The organism is Sphingomonas pollutisoli (assembly GCF_029167165.1).
Taxonomy (GTDB): domain Bacteria; phylum Pseudomonadota; class Alphaproteobacteria; order Sphingomonadales; family Sphingomonadaceae; genus Sphingomonas; species Sphingomonas pollutisoli.
Genome location: NZ_JARFNJ010000003.1, coordinates 340,091 through 360,443 on the forward strand (window position 1 = coordinate 340,091; position 20,353 = coordinate 360,443).

Genomic DNA, 20,353 nt, shown 5'->3' on the forward strand with positions numbered 1-20,353 from the left:
ACCGATCGCGCGGCCGAAGGGTCGCTCCGGACTAGGGCGCGGCTTAGGCGCACTGATGGGGGATATGGCGCGCGAGCAGCCGGTCGGCGCCAACGAGCCGGTCGCGCAGGGCGTGCGGATGCTTCCGGTCGGCTCGATCACGCCGCATCCTGACCAGCCGCGCCGCCATTTTCGCGAGGAGGCACTGGAAGAGCTGGCGGAGTCGATCGCTGCACGCGGATTGATCCAGCCGATCGTGGTCCGGCCGCACGGCACTGGCTATCAAATCGTCGCGGGCGAGCGTCGCTGGCGTGCGGCGCAACGCGCGCGTTTGCACGAGGTGCCGGTGATCGTCCGCGATTTCACCGACACCGAAACGCTCGAGGTAGCGTTGATCGAGAATATTCAGCGGCAGGATCTTAACGCGATCGAAGAGGCGGAGGCCTATCAGCGGCTGCTTAGCGACTTCGGCCATACGCAGGATGCACTTGGCAAGATCGTCCACAAGTCGCGCAGCCACATCTCCAATCTGTTGCGCTTGCTCGATCTGCCCAAGCCGGTGCAGGATCGTGTCGTCGAAGGCGCAATCAGTATGGGACATGCCCGTGCGCTGATCGGCGCACCGGACGTCGAGGCCCTGGCCGACCAGGTCGTCGCCAAAGGCCTGTCGGTTCGCGATACCGAAAAGCTCGCGCGGACGGTCAAGCCGGATACCGCGCGGGTGCGCGGGCACGGCAGCGGCGAGAAGAATGCCGATCTCAGTGCGCTCGAGCATCAGCTCGCCGACTTGCTTGGGCTTTCGGTGCGCATTTCGTATGGCGCCAAGGGCGGGGCGCTCACGCTCGGCTTTTCGACGCTCGACCAACTCGACATGCTCTGCCAGCGGCTGAGCGGCGAGCGGATTTGAACATCAGCGTTGGCGCGCCGCCATGCGCGCCAGTACGACGATAGCGGCGTCGGCAACGACGTTACCAGGGTTTTGCGGTGCCATCACCGCACGTTCGGCCTCGCGAATGCGTTTGATCGCGTCGTTGATCCGGCGCGAATCCCACAGCCGCAGCGCGCGGGAGGTGGTGGCGCGTTCGCGAAAGAAGACGCGTTCGATAATGGCCTTGGGGTCGGCGCCAGCATCGAGTTCGGCATGCATCTCTGCCAGGGTGACCAAGCGTCGGGTGAGCTGGCGCAGAACCGGGATCGGTGAGACGCTCGCTTCCGCGAGCTGCGCGAGCTCATTGGCGAGCATGTCCGGGCTGCCATCAAGCGCAGCGTCGATCGCGCGCGACATCTCGGTATCGCCGAGATCGGCACCCACGGCGTCAAGCGCCGCATCGTCGAACTCACGCGGCCGTTCGGGGGCAGCGTCGAGATAGAGTGCCAGCTTTTCCAGCTCACGAGTCATTACCGCCCTGTCTCCGCCGCTGGCGGCGGCGAGCCGCGCGGCGGTCCCCCCTGTAGTACGCAGTCCCTGCTCCCGCGCGATCGCGGTGGCAAGGCGGTCGGCATCACTGCCCTCGGGCAGATAACAGGCGAGGCACATCGCACGCGGATGCGCCAGCGCGAGCTTCACTACCTTCGAGGTTGCCTTGAGGGTGGGGGCGATCACGGCGACCGGATTGCCGGTGCGTTCCGCGTCGAGCAGCAAGGTCAGCGCTTCGAGCGACTCCTCGCCAGCCCCGGATACGCGGATGTGCCGCGCGCCGCCAAAAAGCGACAGCGCTGCAGCTTCATCCGCGAGCAGGCCAGGATTGATGCGAATTTGCGCAGGCTCAAGGTCGATCCGTTCGGCCTCGGGTCCGAGTGCGCGGCCGACCCGCGCAGCCAGTTCGCGCGCGCCCGCTTCATCTGGGCCGTGGAACAGGTACAGGCGGACGTCGGGGCTGGCCGCGTCGATCGCGATGCGGATTTGATTCGCGTTGGCCTTCACGGCTCGGAGGCGGGCGCGTGTTCCGCGTACAGCGCGACGCGCGACACGATCTGGTCGGCGACGATCTCCGACAGGTTTTCGAGCGCGGTGTTCTCGGCCGCGATGGTCGCATAGTCCGAGCTGACGACGTCGATGCCCGCGTCCGATCCGGCCGACGCGTCGAGCACTACCGTCCCCCGCGCGAGTTCGACGAGCTGGTATCGCGCTCGCAAGGTGCGGCGCTCGCGCGAGACGCTGTCATCGCTCCGCACGCCGAGGCCGATGATCTTGTCGTCGAGCCGCACCTCTAGTCGATACAATGGCGCTTCACCTCGCGCGGCAAGCTTGTCGCGTAGCGCATTGCCCATCAGCCAGCCTGCCTTTCCGTCGATTGGGGCGACTTCGACGCGGGTCAGCATCGTCGCGACTGCACCATCGCTGCCACCCGAATAGAGCGGGTGCAGCCCGCAGCCGGGCAGCGCGAGCGCAAGCAGAAGGACGCCGAGACGCTTCATGCGACGAGGTTCACGAGACGGTCTGGCACGACGATAACCTTTTTCGGTTCCTTGCCATCCAAGAAGGCGATCACCTTGTCCGATCCGCGTGCCATCGCTTCCAAGGCCGCCTTGTCCGCGCCCTTGGCCACCGTGAGCGTGTCGCGGAGCTTGCCATTGACCTGCACCGCGATCGTCACTTCGTCCTCGACGAGCAGCGCAGGATCGACGACCGGCCAGGCGGCATCGGCAATCAAACCTTCGCCGCCATGCGCCGCCCAGGCTTCCTCAGCCAGATGCGGCGCCATCGGTGCCACCAGCAGAACCAGCGTACGAATTGCCGCGTTGCGCGAAGCGGATGGTGCGGCGCGCTCGATCGCATTGACGAGCTCGTACAGCTTGGCGACCGCCTTGTTGAAGGCGAGCGCTTCGATGTCGGCGGCGATGCCGGCGATCGTCTGATGGAGCTTGCGGTCGAGCGCGATGTCACGGCCATCTATGGCCGCCGCTTCGCCGAGTCCGTCGAACAGCCTCCACACGCGCTGGACGAAACGCCACGAACCCTCGATGCCCGCCTCGCTCCACTCGAGATCGCGCTCGGGCGGCGAATCCGACAGTACGAACCAGCGCACCGCATCGGCACCATATTGATCGACGATCTCGGTCGGATCGACGGTATTTTTCTTCGACTTCGACATCTTCTCGACGCGTCCGACGATCACGTCCTCGCCGGTCTCGGTAACATAGGCCGTACCATCGGCCCGGCGCGAGATCGCGGCGGGTTCGAAATAGATCGGTCGTTCATGCTCGTGCGGGCGCTGATAATAGCTCGCGTGCGTCACCATGCCTTGGGTGAACAGCCCGGCGAACGGCTCGGCGATATCGAGCATGCCGATGTGCTTCAGCGCACGCGTCCAGAAGCGAGCGTAGAGCAGGTGAAGGATCGCATGCTCGACCCCTCCGATATATTGCGCGACCGGAAGCCACTTCTCGGCCGCCTCCCGATCGAATGGCTTGTTGCCGGGCTGGCTAGCAAAGCGGATGAAGTACCAGGATGAGTCGACAAACGTGTCGAGCGTGTCCGTCTCGCGCCGCGCTTCGCCGCCGCAGGTGGGGCAGGGGACATGCTTCCATGTCGGGTGACGGTCGAGGGGATTACCGGGAATGTCGAAGCTGACGTCCTCAGGGAGGACGACGGGCAATTGATCGCGCGGCACCGGCACCGCGCCGCACGCGTCGCAGTGAATGATCGGGATGGGCGTGCCCCAATACCGCTGACGGCTGACGCCCCAGTCGCGAAGGCGAAACACGGTCGAACCCATACCCCAGCCGCCTTGCTCGGCCCGCGCGATGACGGTCCGCTTCGCATCCGCGATGCTCATGCCGTCTAGGAAATGCGAATTCACCAAGGTACCAGGGCCGGTATAGGCCTCATCGCCCGTGAGAATAGGATCGGTGTTCGCGCCCTCCGCCACGACGCGCCGGACGGGAAGGTCATATTTGCGCGCGAAGTCGAGATCGCGCTGGTCGTGCGCGGGAACGCCGAACACCGCGCCGGTCCCATATTCCATCAGCACGAAATTGGCGATGTAGACCGGAACCTGCCAAGCGGAATCAAACGGATGGGTCGCGGTCAGCCCGGTGAAATAGCCGAGCTTCTCTTGGGTCTCCAACTCCGCAGCGGTGGTGCCGCCCTGCTTGCATCGCTCGATGAACGCCGCGACTTCACCATTCTCCGCGCCCAGCTTTTGCGCGATCGGGTGATCGGCAGCGACCGCGATGAAGCTCGCGCCGAAGATTGTGTCGGGCCGGGTGGTGAACACCTCGACCGTCTCGCCGTCGCTCATGTTCCACGTGAAACGTAGCCCTTGGCTCTTGCCGATCCAGTTCTCCTGCATCAGCTTGACCTTGTCCGGCCAATGATCGAGCCCCTCCAGCCCCTCCAGCAGCTCATCGGCGAACGCGGTGATCTTCAGGAACCATTGGCTGAGCTTGCGCCGCTCAACCAAAGCGCCCGACCGCCACCCACGCCCGTCGATAACCTGCTCGTTGGCGAGCACGGTCATATCGACCGGATCCCAGTTGACCGAAGATTCCTTCCGATACACCAGCCCATGCGAAAACAGGTCGAGGAACAACGCTTGTTCCTGGCCATAATATTCGGGATCGCAGGTGGCGAACTCACGCGTCCAATCAAGCGCGAAACCGAGCCGCTTCAACTGCGCCTTCATCGTGGCGATGTTATCGCGCGTCCAGCCGCCAGGATGGACGTGCTTTTCCATCGCCGCGTTCTCGGCAGGCATACCGAACGCGTCCCATCCCATCGGATGCAGAACTTCGTGGCCGGTCATCCGGCGGAACCGCGCGAGCACGTCGCCCATCGTATAGTTGCGCACGTGACCCATATGGATCTTCCCCGAAGGATAGGGGAACATCTCGAGCACATAGGTACGCGGCTTCGTCGTCGCGTCGTCGGCGGCGAACGTGCGGCGCTCGTCCCACACCGCCTGCCATGCCGCATCCGACTTCAGGCTGTTGAAGCGAGACATTGTTCGTTGTTACTCCTGCGCGAAAACCGCGCGCTTAATTCACCATGGCAGCGCGGCGCAAATCGCGCGCGCGCGTGAGGATGATGTCTTCGAGCTTCTGGACGGTCGCGGCCTGCACCGGTGACGCGACCCACTGCCCGTTCTGGTTGACCTCGCGGAGCGCCGCGACATGCAGACCATCGGCACGCAAATCCTGATCGAGAATCGTGACCGTGACCTTCATCCGCTCGGTCGGTGCCGCCGGATTGACGTACCAGTCGGTGACGATCACGCCGCCGTTGGAATCGGTCTGAAGCAGCGGCATGAAGCTCAACGTGTCGAGACTCGCGCGCCATAGATAGGCGTTTACGCCGATCGTGGTGACCTTGGACGGTGCGAGCGCCGCCGATTTCGGGTGGCTGCCCTTGTGGGCGCAGGCGGCGCTCGACAGAAGCAGCGAGACCACGATCGCAGTGCGCAACGGGCGGGACATGGGCGGTTTCCTGAGCGTGGTCATGAAGGAGAGTGTCTCTATAGATTATGCCGAGCCAGCCGCAAGCCGCGCACCGGTCTCCGGCTGTGTCCCGAGCGCCACATGGCGGATAAATTGAGTCAAGATAGTGGCAGCCGGGGATGGAATCGTGATAGGCGCGTTCTAACTGATAAGAACAGGCATGGCGCGGGGCCGTGTCTGGTGCAGGGACGACGGGGTTTTCCGGTGATTTCGACTCGGCTGCTGTCTGGGATTGGGTTGGGGGTGCTTGTCGCCGTCGGTCTCGTCGCGGCGCCGGCGATCGGTGCATCGGACGATGCCAAGGCGCGCGTTGCGCGCGCGGCTGTGCCGGTATTGCATGGCATCGGTGGATTCACGCCTGCCTCCGCAGACCCGCGGCTGGCGGCGATTTTCGCGCGCGGCGGTCTCGATCCTTCGGGCTTCCGCTTCACGCCCGCCGATTCTCGGCGTGCTGGCAGTCGCGCGGTGACCGTGGCGGTGCAGGCGCGTTCGGTGCGCGGTGCGGTGACGGCGGACCGCGCCGGCGACGGCACGGCGAACACCGTGGCATTGGCGCCGATCGCGTATAATCTCGGCGTCGCGGTCGGCTGGCGCCGGTTCGCTTTGTCGGGCGATATGGCCAAGGTCGATCTCGCCGGGATGCCGGGCAGCCGCGAATCCGCCGATGTGGGCGTGAGCTATTCGGGCAAGCGGTTTAGCGGTCAGGTCAAGGCGGGCGCCGACCGCGCGCTGCCGGGCGGGCCGAAGCTGATCGAGGAAGCGCCGGTCTATTCGGTCGATGTCGGCGGTTCATACCGGCTGACGCGCAATCTCGATGTGACGGCGGGCGTGCGCTACAAGGCCGAGCGTAGCGATCGGCTGGCCGATCTGAACGTCGATCGGCATGATAGCCAGGCCGTCTATATCGGCACCGCCTTCCGCTTCTAAGCGGAGCCGTTCCAAGACCGCTATTATTCAATTGTTGGCGACGGAAGCGCACGTAGCGCCATACCCTTCTTCTCTCGGCGCCTCCGCGGTTCCGCGTGAACCGATATTGCACGCGGAGGCGCCGGTGTGCGGAGATAGGCTCCACGCATCGATCGCCGCCCAGCCATGAAAGCCGAGCGCCCGCAGGCGGGCGAACCGGCGGGCGTTCATGCCGCCAAGCGCGATCACCGGCACGCCCAGCCCGCGTCCAATGGCAGCCGCGCGTAGCGGCCCGAGCGCCGGCGCGCCGGGGTGTGAGCGGGTCGCGAAAACGGGCGAAACGAAGATCGCCGCCGCGCCCATGTGGCATGCGGCCAGCGCCTCGCGGCGCGTGTGCGCGGACCGCGTCGAAAGGTTCGCTGCGCGGCCATTATGTACGCCGCGTTCGTGCCCCGCCAACCGCTCGTCGCCGGCGCGCAGCAGCACCAGCCCGCGCCGTCGTGCGATTCGCGACAGGCTTGAGAACAGCGCGCGCCGCTCGGGCAGGGGGGTGGCATAGTGCCGGAACACGATTCCCGCCCCGCGCGGCAGCCGCCCGACCGCGTCCCACATGCCATCGCCGAGCCGCTCGTCGGTCATCAGCCAGAGCGTGGGGACGGGGTGGCGGGCACGCATTTCACAGCCTATAGCGCCGCCGATGTCATCCGACGATCCCGTCTCCGCCCCCGTTGCCGCCCTTGCCGCCATCCAAGCGGCGATCGAACACAACGCGCGCCTCGCGCGCAGAGAGCCGGGGGATGTCACGCTTATCGCGGTTTCCAAGACGTACCCCGCCGAGGCGATAGAGCCGCTGCTCGCCGCCGGGCAGCGTGTGTTCGGCGAAAATCGCGTGCAGGAGGCCGAGGCGAAATGGCCCCCGCTTCGCGAACGCTGGCCCGACATCAGGCTCCACCTGGTCGGCCAGCTCCAGTCGAACAAGGCCGACGACGCGGTCGCCTTGTTCGATGCGATCCATTCGGTCGATCGGCCATCGCTGATCGCGGCGCTCGCCAAGGCGATGGACCGGCAGGACAGGCGTCCCGACTGCTTCCTGCAGGTCAATATGGGCGATGAGCCGCAAAAGGGCGGCTGCGCGGTCGCGGATCTACCCGCATTGCTCGCCGAGGCACGTGCCGCCGGCCTGCCAGTCGCCGGCCTGATGGCAGTGCCGCCAGCGGACGTCGAGCCTGCGCCCTATTTCGCGCTGCTCGCCAAGCTCGCACGTGATCATGGACTTGCCGGGCTGAGCATGGGCATGTCGGCCGACTTCGAAACCGCGGTCACGCTTGGGGCGACGCATGTCCGCGTCGGCAGCGCGCTGTTTGGAGCACGCGCATGAAATTCGACGGCATCATTTTCGACTTCGATGGCGTGCTGATCGAGAGCGAATCGATCGGCAACGCGCATCTCGCCGACTATCTCAACAGTATCGGCCACACGATTTCGCGCCAAGAAGCGATGGCGCGCTTCATGGGTCTGTCCGGCCGCAGCTTCATCGATGCGATCGAGACGCATATCGGCGCGACGCTGGGCGAAGACTATCACGCCGCGCGCCGCATTGAGGATGCGCGCGTGATGGCGGCGGGTATCGACGCCGTGGCAGGCGCGGTGGCGTTCGTCCAAGCGCTTCCCGAAGAGCTTCCCAAGGCGATCGCCTCGTCGAGTTCGACCGCGTGGATCGCGCGCCACCTCGATCATATCGGCCTGCGCGAGGCGTTCGGCGACCACCTCTACTCGGGCAAGGAGCATGTCGCGCGTGGCAAGCCCGCTCCTGATCTCTATTATCATGCCGCGGCGGCGATCGGCGTGGACATCACGCGCACCGCGATTCTCGAGGATTCGATCGTCGGCGCGACCGGCGCGGTCGCGTCTGGTGCGTTCGTGATCGGTTTCTGCGGTGGCAGCCATTGTTCGCCCGACCATGCCGAACGGCTCCGCGCGCTGGGCGTCCGCGCGGTTGCGTCGGACTTCAACGAGGTCGCCCGCCTCATCGGCTGACCCGCCAGCGGCGATTCGCCATTTCGCTTCCGTTTGCGGGCGCGAATCCCTATATGCTCGCCATGACGACACCGACTTCCGCCGCCCCCGGCCAGCCATCCAATCCCAACGAATATGGCGCTGACTCGATCAAGGTTCTCAAGGGCCTCGACGCGGTTCGCAAGCGACCCGGCATGTATATCGGCGACACCGACGATGGCTCGGGTCTGCACCACATGGTGTTCGAAGTGTCCGACAACGCGATCGACGAGGCGCTCGCCGGGCATTGCGACCGGATCGACATCACCTTGAACGCCGATGGCTCGGTCTCGGTGGAGGATAACGGTCGCGGCATCCCGACCGGCATCCATAGCGAGGAAGGCGTGTCGGCCGCCGAGGTCATCATGACCCAGCTCCACGCCGGCGGTAAGTTCGAGAACACCTCGGACGACAATGCCTATAAGGTCTCGGGCGGTCTGCACGGCGTCGGCGTTTCGGTGGTCAATGCGCTGTCCGAGTGGCTCGATTTGACGATCTGGCGCGACGGGCAGGAACATTACATGCGTTTCGCGTTCGGCGATGCGGTGGCGCCGCTCAAGGTCGTCGGCGATGCCAACGGCAAGAAGGGCACGCGCGTCACCTTCTTCCCGTCGCCCGCCACCTTCAAGATCACCGAGTTCGATTTCGACAAGCTCGAACATCGCTACCGCGAACTGGCGTTCCTCAATTCCGGCGTGCGGCTGTTCCTCACCGACGCGCGGCACGAGGACATCAAGACGGTCGAATTGTTCTACGAGGGCGGCATCGCCGCGTTCGTGAAGTATCTCGATCGCAACAAGCAGGCGCTGATGCCCGAGCCGGTCGCGATCGCCGGCACGCGCGACGACGTGACGATCGACGTCGCGCTCGAATGGAACGACAGCTATTACGAAAACGTCCTCTGCTTCACCAACAACATCCCGCAGCGCGACGGCGGCACCCATCTCGCGGCGTTCCGCGCGGCGCTGACGCGCACGCTCAATTCCTATGCCGATAAGAGCGGGCTGCTGAAGAAGGAGAAGGTGACGCTCACCGGCGACGATATGCGCGAGGGGCTCACCGCGATCGTCTCGGTCAAGCTGCCCGACCCGAAATTCTCGTCGCAGACCAAGGATAAGCTGGTCTCGTCCGAGGTGCGCCAGCCGCTCGAATCGCTGATGGCCGACAAGCTCGCCGAGTGGCTCGAAGAGAATCCCGCGCACGGCAAGGCGATCGTCGCCAAGATCATCGATGCCGCCGCGGCGCGCGAAGCCGCGAAAAAGGCGCGCGAGCTCACTCGGCGCAAGGGCGTGATGGACATCGCCTCACTGCCCGGCAAGCTCGCCGACTGCCAGGAGCGTGATCCCGCCAAGTCCGAACTGTTCCTCGTCGAGGGCGATTCGGCGGGCGGCTCGGCGAAGCAAGGCCGCGACCGCCATTTCCAGGCGATCCTGCCGCTGCGGGGCAAGATCCTCAACGTCGAGCGTGCGCGCTTCGACCGGATGATTTCGAGCCGCGAGATCGGTACGCTGATCCAGGCGATGGGTACAGGCATCCTCGACGAGTTCAACATCGAGAAGCTGCGCTATCACAAGATCGTCATCATGACGGACGCGGACGTCGATGGCGCGCATATCCGCACCCTGCTGCTGACCTTCTTCTACCGGCACATGTCGAAGATCATCGAAGCCGGACACCTCTACATCGCGCAGCCGCCGCTCTACAAAGCGACGCGCGGGCGATCGGAAGTCTATCTCAAGGACGATCCCGCGCTCGACGACTATCTGGTCGAGAACGGCGTCGCGGCGAGCGTGCTGGAGGGCGCGGGCGGGTCGCGCTCCGGCGCCGATCTGCGCGCGCTGGTCGATCATGCGCGGCGGATGCGGACGCTGATGCGCTATGTGCCGCGCCGCTACGATCCAACCATTGTCGAGGCGCTCGCGCTGGTCGGCGCGCTCGATCCGACGCTCGACGTCGCGACTCGCGCCGCGCGGGTCGAGGACGTCGTCGCGGCGCTCGACGCAGGCGATCCCGAAGCGCGCTGGTCGGCCGAGGTCAGCGAGGAGGGCGGCATCCACTTCAAGCGCTGGTGGCGCGGCGTGACCGATCACCACGTCCTCGAAGCGGCGTTCCTGGTGTCGGCGGAGGCGCGCAAGCTGCATGCGCTCGCGTCCGAACAGGCGAGCGAGTATGCGCGCACCGCGCGGCTGGTGCCCTCGCGCGCCGCCGCCGTTGCGGCGGAAGCCGAACCGTCGTCTGACGGCGACGCGGAGGCCGCGCCGGTCGCGGTCGGCAAGGGAGAGGCGATGGTCGCCCGACCCTCGCAACTGCTCGAAGCGATTCTGGCGGCGGGCCGCAAGGGGCTTTCGATCCAGCGCTACAAGGGTCTCGGCGAGATGAACCCGGAGCAATTGTGGGAGACCACGCTCGACCCGCAGAATCGCTCGATGCTGCGCGTCGAGGTCGAGCAGGTCGATATCGCCGACGAGATCTTCACGCGGCTGATGGGCGATGTCGTCGAGCCGCGCCGCGAGTTCATCCAGGAGAATGCGCTCAACGTCGCCAATCTCGACGTCTGAGAACCGGGGTGATGGTGTGCGCCGGATGCGGGGCCATCCCGCGCCCGGCGTGCCGTTTGCACGCGACGGTCAGGCCATGGTGTTGATGGCCTTGCGGAACTGGGCCAGCGCGATCGTGTAGAAGGTCGCGCCGATCGCGAGGATCGCGAGCAACTGCGGCCACACCACGCCGATGTCGGCACCCCGGTAGAGGATGCTTTGCGCGAGCCGGACGAAATGCGTGGTGGGCGCCGCGAGCATCACGTCCTGCACGAATTGCGGCATGCTCTCGCGCGGGGTGCTGCCGCCCGACAGCAGCTCCAGCGGCACGATCGTGAGGATCACCAGCAGGCCGAACTGAGGCATCGAGCGCGCGAAAGTGCCGAGGAAGATTCCCATCGAGGTGGTCGCGAACAGGTGCGCCGCCGCGCCGACCAGGAACAGCGCGATCGATCCCGCGATCGGCACGTGCATCGCGCCCTGAACGATCAGCATGAGCGAGAACCAGGTCGCGATCAGCACCACCAGCGCCATCGACCACACTTTCGCGGCCATGATCTCGAAGGGCGTGATCGGCATCACCAGCAGATGCTCCACCGTGCCGTGCTCGCGCTCGCGGATCAGCGCGGCGCCGGTCAGGATGATCGAGAGCAGCGTGACGTGATTGATGACCTGCATCACCGCGCCGAACCACAGCGCGGTCAGGTTGGGATTGAACCGCGAACGCACCGCCACATCGACCGGGAGCGGGTTCGCGCGGCCGTTGCGCGTGGCGAAGGTCGCGACCTCGGTATTGACGATCTGCTGGACATAGGCGTTGCCGGAGAAGGCCTGCGCCATTCGCGTCGCATCGACATTGAGCTGGATCGTGGGTGCCCGTCCCGCAAGCAGGTCGCGCTGGTAATCGGGCGGGATGTCGAGCACGAACGTGTAGAAGCCCTGGTCCATCGCGGCATCGACCTGGCGCTGCGAGATGACCGCCGGCGCGTTGAAGTAGGGCGGGTAGAAGGCGCTTCGGATTCGCTGCGAGAGCTGCGAGCCGTCCTCATCGACGATGGCGATCGGTGCCTTGTTGAGCGTCTCGGGGATGCCCGTCGCGGCCACATACACCGATCCGGTGAAGGCCCACAGGATCAGCCCGACCATCATCCGGTCGCGCCACAGGCTCCGCATCTCCTTGATGCCGAGCCGCCAGATATTCGCGGTCGTCTTCGCCGGGTTCACCGCTCAATGCTCCTGCTTGCGGACCAGCGCGATGCCGGCGGCCATCAGGATCGGCGCGGTGATGGCGAGCGCGAGAAAGGCGCTCGGCAGATCGCTGATCCCCAGCGCCTTGCAGAAGATGCCGCGGCTGATGGTGAGGATATGGGTGGCGGGGTAGATCTCGCCGACGAAGCGCCCCGATCCTTCGAGCGAGGCGACCGGGGTCAGCATGCCGGAGAATTGTACCGCCGGCACGATGGTGATGATCGCGGTCCCGAAGATCGCCGCGATCTGGCTGCGTAGGAAGGTCGAGCAGATCAGCCCGATTGCGGTGGAGCAGAGGACGAACAGCAGCGCGCCGACCGTCAGCGCGAACAGGCTGCCCTTGATCGGGACGCCGAACACCGTCACCGCGAGGACGGTGAGCAGCGCGAAGTTGAGCATCGCGAGCACCACATAAGGAAGCTGCTTTCCAAGCAGGAACTCCGTGCGGGTGACGGGGGTGACGTAGAGATTGACGATCGACCCCAGTTCCTTTTCGCGCACCACGCTCAGCGCCGTCAGCATCGCCGGAATCAACAACAGCAGGATCGGGATCACGGCGGGGACGATCGCGACCAGGCTGGCGACGTCCGGATTGTAGCGGTAGCGCGTCTCGATCGTAGCGAGCCCCAGCGCGGGGCGCACGCCGAGTTCGCGCATCGCGAAGTCGGACAGCCACGACACATGCATCGCCTGGACGTAGGAGAGCACGGTTTCCGCCCGGCTCGGCATCGAGCCATCGACCCAGATGCCGACCGAGACCGGGGTGCCGCGGCGGATGTCGCGCGCGAAATGCTCGGGCAGCTCCAGGACGACGCTCAACTCGCCGTCGCGCATCCGCCGATCGAGTTCGGCATAGCCGTGCACCGGCGCATGTTCGACGAAATAGCGTGAACCGGCGAGATTGAGCGCATAATTCTGGCTGGTCGTCGTTCCATCGCGATCGAGCACGGCGAAGCTGAGGTTCTCGACATCGAGGCTGATCCCGTAGCCCATGATGAACATGAGGAAGATGCTGCCGAGCAGCGCCAGCGTCGCGCGGATCGGATCGCGGCGCAGTTCCAGCGCCTCGCGCCGGCTGTAGCTCAGCATGTGGCGCAGGCTGAACGGGCGCGGTCGCGCCTCGGGGCGGTTGGCCGCCGCGATCGGCACCGTCGGCGCGGGGGCGAGGGCGGCGCCGTCCGCATCCACGCCGCCGATGCGGCGGAGGTGGCCGATAAAGGCCGCTTCGAGATCGCTCGCGCCGCTCGCCCGCACCACCTCCGCCGGCGTATCGGCCGCCAGCACCTTGCCCATGTGCATCAGCGCGATGCGATCGCATCGCTCGGCTTCGTTCATGAAATGGGTGGAGATGAAGATGGTCACGGCGTCCTTGCGCGCGAGATCGGCCATCATCTGCCAGAAGGCGTCACGCGCGATTGGATCGACGCCAGAGGTCGGCTCGTCGAGGATCAGTATCTCGGGCGCGTGGATCATCGCCACGGCCAGGCTGAGCCGCTGGCGCTGACCGAGCGGCAGGCTGTCCGGATACGTCTCCATGAGTTCGGCAAGACCGAAACGCTCCGCCATCTCGGCGACGCGCGCGGGGATGTGCGCCTTGGTCACGTGGAACAACTGCGCGTGCAGTTCGAGATTCTGCCGCACCGTCAACTCGGCATAGAGCGAGAAACTCTGTGACATGTACCCGACCCGTTTGCGCGTCTCGATATCGCGCGGATCGACAGCGCGGCCGAGCAGCAGCGCCTCGCCCTCGCTCGCGGGGAGCAGCCCTGTCAGCATCTTCATCGTCGTTGTCTTGCCGCAGCCGTTCGAGCCGATGAATCCGAAGATTTCGCCGCGTTCGATGCGGAAATCGACGTGATCGACCGCCGTGAAATCACCGAAACGCTTGGTGAGGCCACGCGCCTCGATCGCCGGTGTGCCATTCAGCGCGCGGTCACGCGGCGGGATCGTCACGGCGCGATGCTCGCGGCGCCGCGCCTCGGGGAGCAGCGCGATGAACGCTTCCTCCAGCGTGGCGGCGCCGGTGCGCGCGCGCAGATCGGCGGCGGTGCCGATCGCCAGCACGCGGCCGGCGTCCATCGCGACGAGCTGATCGAAGCGGGCGGCCTCCTCCATATAGGCGGTAGCGATCAGCACGCTCATCCCTGGCCGGCTCGCGCGGATGCGGTCGATCAGCTCCCAGAACTGAACCCGCGACAGCGGATCGACGCCCGTGGTCGGTTCATCGAGCAACAGCAGGTCGGGATCGTGGATCAGCGCGCAACATAGCCCGAGCTTCTGCTTCATGCCCCCGGAGAGCTTGCCGGCGGGGCGGGTGCGGAACGGCGCGAGTCCGGTCGCGTCGAGCAACTGGTCGATCCGGCGCTCGCGCTCCGCGCGGCCCTGACCGAACAGCCGCGCGAAAAAGTCGATGTTCTCGAAAACCGAGAGGGTGGGGTACAGATTCTTGCCGAGCCCCTGCGGCATATAGGCGATGCGCGGGCAGACACGCTGCCGGTGCCTGGCGTCGGCCATGTCGCCGCCGAGCACCTCCACCGTTCCCTCCTCGATCGCGCGCGCCCCGGCGACCAGCGCGAACAGGCTCGACTTGCCCACCCCGTCCGGCCCGACCATCGCCACCGTGCTGCCGGCCGGCAGATCGAGATCGACGCCATCGAGCGCCACCGTGTCGCCGAAGCGCAGGCGCACGCCGGAAAGACGGGCGGCGTAACCGCTCATTTGGCGGGCGTCAGCGCGAGCTTCGCGGGCCAGGGCTTGGCGGGATCGATCCGCACATAGGCCATCCCCGGCATCCCCGATTTCACGAGATTGTGGAACCGGGCGAGCAGCTCAGGCGCGATCGAGGCGCGCACGCGAAACATCAGCTTCTGGCGCTCGTCCCTGGTTTCGACCGTCTTGGGCGTGAACTGCGCGACGTCGGCGACGAAGGAGATGCGCGCCGGAATCACGCGGCCCGGCGCCGAATCGAGCACGATCCGCGCCTCGTCACCCAACCCGACCTTGCCCACCGCCTGCTCCGGCAGGAAGAAGGTCAAATAGACATCGCTCAGGTCGATCATGTTGAGCACCTTGCCGCCCGCGCCGACCACCTCGCCGGGTTCGGCGATGCGATATTGAATCCGGCCCGAACGCGGCGCGCGCAGCACCGCGTCGCCGATGTCGGCGTCGATCCGGCGAATCGTCGCTCGTGCCGCTTCGGCATTGGCCCGGGCGCCGTTCACCTGCGCGCGCGCCGTCGCGACCGCGGCATCGATCGCCGCGAGCTGCGCGCGCGCCGCGTCGGTGCCGGCACTGGCGCTCCGCAGACGCGCGCGGTCATCGTCCTGCTCCTGCTGCGGCGTCGCGCCTTCGGCGGCGAGCGTGGTCGAACGGCGCAGATGCTGCCGGGCGGTGTCGAGATCGGTCTCGCGCGCGAAAAGCTGGGCGAGCGCCGCGCCACGCTGGCCCAGCGCCTGCGCGACCTGTGCCTGCGCCGATTGCACGGCGGTCTGCGCCGCGAGCGTCTGCGCCTGTGCCTGGGCGCGTTGCGCCTCCAGCGAATCGACATCGACCGTGGCGAGGATCTGGCCAGCCTTCACCTCCTGCCCCTCCTCGGCGAGGATCGTGCGGATGCGTCCGGGCGCCTTGGCCGAGATATCGACTTCGGTCGCTTCGATCCGGCCGTTGCCTGCCGCGATACCCTCGCCGAGCCGATCGCGCGTCAGATAGATGCGCGCGATCAACAGCGCGGCGACGATCACCGCCGCGATGGCGAGCCGGATCGCCCATGTCCTCATTTGCTTGTTCATGGAATTCGCCCTTGAGGCTCGGTTTCGGGGAAGCCGCCGCCGAGCGCGGCGTACAGCGCGACGCCGCTCGCCAGCCACGCGCGCTGGAGTTGCACACGTCTCTGTTCGGCAGAGAAGCGGTCGCGCTCGGCGTCGAGCACTTCGAGATAGGCGGCCCGGCCCGCATCGTAGCGGAGCTGCGACAGCCGGGCGCGTTCGACGAGCGTCGCGACCAGAGCCTCGGTGGTGGCGAGCTGGTCGGCGAGCCAGCGTCGCTGCGCCAGTGCGTCCGCCACATCGCGAAAGCCCAACTGGATCGATTTTTCATACGCCGCGAGCAGTTCGTCGCGCGCCGCCTCGCTGCCGCGCAGGTTGGCGCGCAGCTTTCCTGCGGTGAAGATCGGCAGCGATAGGGTGGGGCGGAACAGCCAGAGTCCGGTGCCCTTGGCGAACAGCCCGTCAAGATCGTCGCTGCTGCTGCCCGCGATCGCGGTCAGGCTGATGTTTGGAAAAAAGGCCGCGCGCGCTGCGCCGATGTTCGCCTCCGCGCCGCGAAGCTGATGTTCCGCCGCGGCGATATCGGGCCGGTTGGCCAGTAGATCGGAGGGCAGGCCGGCGGGGATCGGCTGGTCGAGCCCGACTTGTGCGAGGCCGTGGGAGAGGCTGGAGGCGTCGATGGGCGCGCCCAGCAGCAGCGCCAGCGCGTTGAGATTTTGCGCGCGGGCGAGTTCCAGACCCTGAATCTCACCAGCCGCCTGCGTGCGCAGCGTCTCTGCCTGCGTGACATCGACCTTGGACCCCGACCCGACCTGATAGCGACGTTCGAGTAGGTGGAGCGCGCGTTCACGGTTGGCGAGCGTGTCGCGCGCCAGCGCCAGCCGCTCCGCATATTCGCGATCGGCGAGGTAGCCGGCGGCGACCTGCGCGATCAGGCTGGTGGCCAGCCCGCGCCGCGCCTCGGCGCTCGCGAGATACTGTTCCAGCGCCGCCGCACGCAGGCTGCGCAGCCGGCCGAACAGGTCGATCTCCCACCGCGTCTGGAGCAGACCCGCATATGTGGTGAGCGTATCGTCGCGCAACAGCATCGCCAAATCGTCGGGTACGCCGATCTTCGCCATATCGAGCGAGCCACTGATCTGCGGCGCGAGATCGGCGCCGCGGATCCGCACGACTGCGCGTGCTTGCTCGATTCGCGCCGCCGCCGCGCGCAGATCGCGGTTGTTGGCCAGCGCGCGCTCGATCAGCGCGGTGAGTTCGGGATCGGCGAAGAAGGTGCGCCAGCCGATCCGCGCGCTACTCGCCCCCGGCGGCGAAGCCGCGACGCTCGGATAGCGGGTCGGCGTGGGCAGGTCCGGATGGGCTGGCCGGGGCGCCAGCGTGCAGCCGGCGGCCAGCAGCGCAGCCAGCATCGCAAAGGCGGTTGCCGTTCGCCTGTCCAAAGTGATCCGTCCCGTAGCTTGTTGCACCGTCGAGCTACCGCGCTGCAGCAATGGCGGACATTAGGGGTACTACGGACTCGCGGATCACACGGGCGTAGCGGCGCGGGGGGGCGACTCGACCCGGCGGGCGGCGGCGGAGTGGTCCGCGAACGGCTTACCAGGAAGCGCGCAACGTCGCCCGCAGCGTTCGGCCGAACTCCGGGCGTGCCAGGAAATAGCTGATGCCGCTGCCGCCTGCGTCGAACGCGCCGGCTCTCGGATTGCCCTCGGTCAGCCCGAGCGTGTTGGTGAGGTTGGTGATGTGAAACGCGAATGCGAGATGGTCGGTGATCTTCGCGTTCACGTTGACGTTCACGAGTGAATAGGGCGGCAGGCGTTGGGTGTTGGCGATGTCCGAAAAGCGTGCGGAATAGTGCGTGAACTCGGTGTCGACGCGCAGCCTGCCGGCAAGGAGGGTAAGGCTCGGCGTCAGCCGCAGCGACAGCCTGGGCACGCGGATCAACTGATTGCCGGTGGCATCGTGGGTGACCGGCTGAGCGCCGACCAACTCGACATAGCTGAAGTTGCGGTAGCGCGGATCTTGCAGCGTCGCTTGCGCGTCCAGCGCCAGCGGCCCGGCCAGATCGGCATGCCCGGCCAGTTCGAGGCCGATCGTCGATGTGTCCGCGATCGACGTGCGTTCGACATACGCGTTCGAAGCGGTATCGAAGCGGAAATCGGTGAACGGCAAGCGCGCGAACCGTGTGCCATAACCGACGGCGGACAGGCGCCAGTGCGGACGCGACAGGATGATGCCCGCTTCCGCCATGGTGATCGGCACGACCGCGTCGTCGGTGCGATTCGGTGAGCTGTTGAAATCGGTTGCGCCCGGCAATCGCGCGATCCGGGTGAGGCGCATGAACAGGCCGGTACTCTGGCTTGGCCGGAAATTGAGTCCGATCGTGCCATTGACGCCCGAGAATGCGCGGCGGATCGGCGCGATGACGCCATTGCCGGTGAGCACGGCGTTGTCGGCGAGGGTGGCTGGGTCGCCGAGATCCACCGGCATGCTACCCTCCGCGCCGCCGCCGATCCGGATGCGCTCCCATCGTCCGCCCAGATCGATGCGCCAGCGCGGCGCGATCTTCCACTCGTCCGCCGCATATATCGCGATGTTCGACGCGCGGATGCTGACATTGTCGAACAACGAGCCATAGCGCACGAAGCCGCCGTCGGTGAGCGCGCCGATCCGCCGACCCGCCGCATCCAGCGCCACGACATCGAGCCTGCGCGCCTGGCCGCGCACGTCGAGCAGCACCGTGCCTATCGTGCGAGCGAAGTCCAGCCGCGTGTCGGCATAGGTCAGGCCGAGCGCGATATCGTGGTGGCCGAAGCGGTCCATGCTGCGGGTCAGCCGCGCGTCGCCGATGAACTCGGTCATCGGCATCCGTACCGACAGCAGGTTGCCGCCGACGACCAGACCATTGCCGTTGCCGTCACGCTGGAACGGCGCGCCAGTGTCGGCATAGCGGAGCGCGGCGGTGGCGGTAGCCGGATATGCCGCCGTCAGTTGCGGCAGCACGCTTGCGAGATAGTCGCCCCCGGCCACGGGTCGGCCGATCGGGAACAGCCCGTTGCGCAGCGTGTCGCCGGTGCGCAGGCGCGCGTTCAGCTCGAGCGCGCCCCGATCGCCCAACCCCAGCCGACCGCTCAGCGTGTAGAAGGTGATCCGGCTTCGCGTCCCTTTCGAGAGGTCGAAGTCGCGGGGGCCGTTCGCGGTCTTGAAGAGGACGTGCTCGGTATCCGGCCCGGCCAGCGTGTCCCGGAGCGGGTCGAAGCCGGGAATGGCGCGAACATCGCCCCTGCCTTCGAAGCGGAGCGGCACGGGGAGATAGAGGATTACCCGGTCGTCGAGCCGCTTGACGTTGAATGCGAGTCGGATGTGGCCATCGTCATAATCGATTCCCGCGCGAAGCTGCCCGCCTTGATCGGCGCGATACCCCGGATCGCGCAGGCCGTCGTCGCGGCGATAGAAGCCGCCAAGCGAAACGCCGAGATTCGGCGCGATACGCGCGCCGGCGAAGCCGTCGACCCGCTGATATCCGGAGCCGCCGCCTGTCACAGAGAGCGTGTAGCCGGGGTGGCGCAGCCCGGTGCGAGTGATGAAATTGAGGCTACCGCCGGGTGCGTTGGCCATGAAGATCGCCGAGGGGCCGCCGCGTACCGCTTCCGCGCGGTCGATCGTCGAGTCGACCCGGTAGATCTGGTCGGTGTTCAGATAGCCGAGGCCGCCGTCATATTGCACGGGCAGGCCGTCCTCGAGCAGCGCGACCGACGAATAGCCATCGGTCGGGATGCCGCGCGAGCGGACGTTGTTGCTCGCTTCGCCGCCGGTCGCCTCGACCCAGAAGCCCGGCACCTGCTTGAACAGGTCGGCGGTCGATTGCGGCCCCTTCCGGGCGAGCGCCGCTGCGTCCAGCCGCGTGACCGCGTAGCTTAGTTCGGTCTCGTCAAGCGGTGCCTCGCTCGCGCGTCCGGTCACGACGATATCTTCAAGGGGGCGCGGCGGCGCCGTTACCAGCGGCGGGGGTGTTGGCATCGCGCCCCGTGGACCGCTCGACGGCCTCAGCGGAGATGGCGCCGCTGCCGCCGCGTGCAGGATCACGAGACGATCGGTGACGCGCACCACCGTCAGCCCGCTGCCGCGCAACATCCGGTCGAGCGCCGCGCGCACGGTCATCCGCGCATGGAGCGCGCCGCCGCGCCGCGCCGCGGCGAGCGTGTAAGGATAGAGGATCTGCACGCCCGACTGGCGGGCGATCTGGTCGAGCGTCGCGGCGAGATTCTGCGCGGGAATGTCGAAGCGCACCGACCGTTCGGCCGATGCCGCGCGCGCAGGCGCGGCGAGGGGCGGAGCGAAGCCGCACATCACCCCCCCGGCGAGACAAAGGGCGCGCCGGCCCGGTGGTCCGATGATGGGGAGAAAACCGCGAATCACGCCCAT

General features: G+C 66.8%; 15 protein-coding genes. 5 read left to right on the top strand and 10 right to left on the bottom strand.

Going from position 1 to position 20,353, the window contains the following annotated elements:
• Positions 1 to 55: 55 nt before the first annotated feature.
• Positions 56 to 886 (top strand): ParB/RepB/Spo0J family partition protein, encoded by an 831-nt coding sequence (locus PX554_RS07955; RefSeq protein WP_420833427.1) that lies wholly within the window; start codon positions 56 to 58, stop codon positions 884 to 886.
• Positions 887 to 889: 3 nt separating this feature from the next.
• Here the strand turns inward: PX554_RS07955 and holA are convergent, their stop codons facing one another.
• The 4 genes from holA to PX554_RS07975 are packed head-to-tail and all read right to left on the bottom strand — an operon-like array spanning position 890 to position 5,397.
• On the bottom strand, positions 890 to 1,903 hold the full coding sequence (gene holA / locus PX554_RS07960; protein ID WP_275500503.1) for a DNA polymerase III subunit delta: 1,014 nt from the start codon (positions 1,901 to 1,903) through the stop codon (positions 890 to 892).
• Positions 1,900 to 2,397 carry an LPS assembly lipoprotein LptE gene (gene lptE / locus PX554_RS07965; protein WP_275500505.1) on the bottom strand — a complete coding sequence of 166 codons (498 nt, stop codon included), beginning with the start codon at positions 2,395 to 2,397 and terminating at the stop codon, positions 1,900 to 1,902. Before lptE ends, holA begins: the two co-directional genes overlap by 4 nt.
• Positions 2,394 to 4,925, bottom strand: coding sequence for a leucine--tRNA ligase (gene leuS, locus PX554_RS07970; protein ID WP_275500507.1), 2,532 nt, complete (start codon positions 4,923 to 4,925; stop codon positions 2,394 to 2,396). The genes lptE and leuS overlap by 4 nt, the downstream gene beginning before the upstream one ends.
• 34 nt (positions 4,926 to 4,959) lie before the next feature.
• Positions 4,960 to 5,397, bottom strand: coding sequence for a DUF3576 domain-containing protein (locus tag PX554_RS07975; protein ID WP_093224849.1), 438 nt, complete (start codon positions 5,395 to 5,397; stop codon positions 4,960 to 4,962).
• A gap of 264 nt (positions 5,398 to 5,661) precedes the next feature.
• Between PX554_RS07975 and PX554_RS07980 the strand changes: the two genes are divergently transcribed.
• A complete protein-coding gene (locus PX554_RS07980; RefSeq protein ID WP_338061576.1) occupies positions 5,662 to 6,345 on the top strand; it encodes a hypothetical protein in 684 nt (227 codons plus the stop codon).
• A gap of 27 nt (positions 6,346 to 6,372) precedes the next feature.
• Here the strand turns inward: PX554_RS07980 and PX554_RS07985 are convergent, their stop codons facing one another.
• Positions 6,373 to 6,999, bottom strand: coding sequence for a thiamine phosphate synthase (locus PX554_RS07985; protein WP_093224850.1), 627 nt, complete (start codon positions 6,997 to 6,999; stop codon positions 6,373 to 6,375).
• A 22-nt stretch (positions 7,000 to 7,021) separates the two neighbouring features.
• Between PX554_RS07985 and PX554_RS07990 the strand changes: the two genes are divergently transcribed.
• From PX554_RS07990 to gyrB, 3 genes are all read left to right on the top strand, one after another.
• A complete protein-coding gene (locus tag PX554_RS07990) occupies positions 7,022 to 7,702 on the top strand; it encodes a YggS family pyridoxal phosphate-dependent enzyme (protein ID WP_093224852.1) in 681 nt (226 codons plus the stop codon).
• The gene (locus PX554_RS07995; protein WP_093224853.1) at positions 7,699 to 8,361 is read left to right on the top strand and encodes an HAD family hydrolase; all 663 of its coding nucleotides are present in this window, start codon (positions 7,699 to 7,701) and stop codon (positions 8,359 to 8,361) included. Before PX554_RS07990 ends, PX554_RS07995 begins: the two co-directional genes overlap by 4 nt.
• Positions 8,362 to 8,423: 62 nt before the next feature.
• Entirely contained in the window at positions 8,424 to 10,937 is a 2,514-nt protein-coding gene (gene gyrB, locus PX554_RS08000) for a DNA topoisomerase (ATP-hydrolyzing) subunit B (protein ID WP_093225079.1), read from the top strand.
• Between the two features lie 69 nt (positions 10,938 to 11,006).
• Here the strand turns inward: gyrB and PX554_RS08005 are convergent, their stop codons facing one another.
• From PX554_RS08005 to PX554_RS08025, 5 genes are all read right to left on the bottom strand, one after another.
• Positions 11,007 to 12,089, bottom strand: coding sequence for an ABC transporter permease (locus tag PX554_RS08005; RefSeq protein WP_093225081.1), 1,083 nt, complete (start codon positions 12,087 to 12,089; stop codon positions 11,007 to 11,009).
• A 54-nt stretch (positions 12,090 to 12,143) separates the two neighbouring features.
• On the bottom strand, positions 12,144 to 14,882 hold the full coding sequence (gene rbbA, locus PX554_RS08010) for a ribosome-associated ATPase/putative transporter RbbA (protein ID WP_275500523.1): 2,739 nt from the start codon (positions 14,880 to 14,882) through the stop codon (positions 12,144 to 12,146).
• Positions 14,879 to 15,952 (bottom strand): HlyD family secretion protein, encoded by a 1,074-nt coding sequence (locus PX554_RS08015; RefSeq protein ID WP_093224856.1) that lies wholly within the window; start codon positions 15,950 to 15,952, stop codon positions 14,879 to 14,881. The genes rbbA and PX554_RS08015 overlap by 4 nt, the downstream gene beginning before the upstream one ends.
• Complete coding sequence (locus tag PX554_RS08020) at positions 15,949 to 17,340, bottom strand: efflux transporter outer membrane subunit (protein ID WP_275500526.1); 1,392 nt, start codon at positions 17,338 to 17,340, stop codon at positions 15,949 to 15,951. The genes PX554_RS08015 and PX554_RS08020 overlap by 4 nt, the downstream gene beginning before the upstream one ends.
• A gap of 184 nt (positions 17,341 to 17,524) precedes the next feature.
• Positions 17,525 to 20,278 (bottom strand): TonB-dependent receptor, encoded by a 2,754-nt coding sequence (locus PX554_RS08025; RefSeq protein WP_275500528.1) that lies wholly within the window; start codon positions 20,276 to 20,278, stop codon positions 17,525 to 17,527.
• Between the last annotated feature and the right edge of the window lie 75 nt (positions 20,279 to 20,353).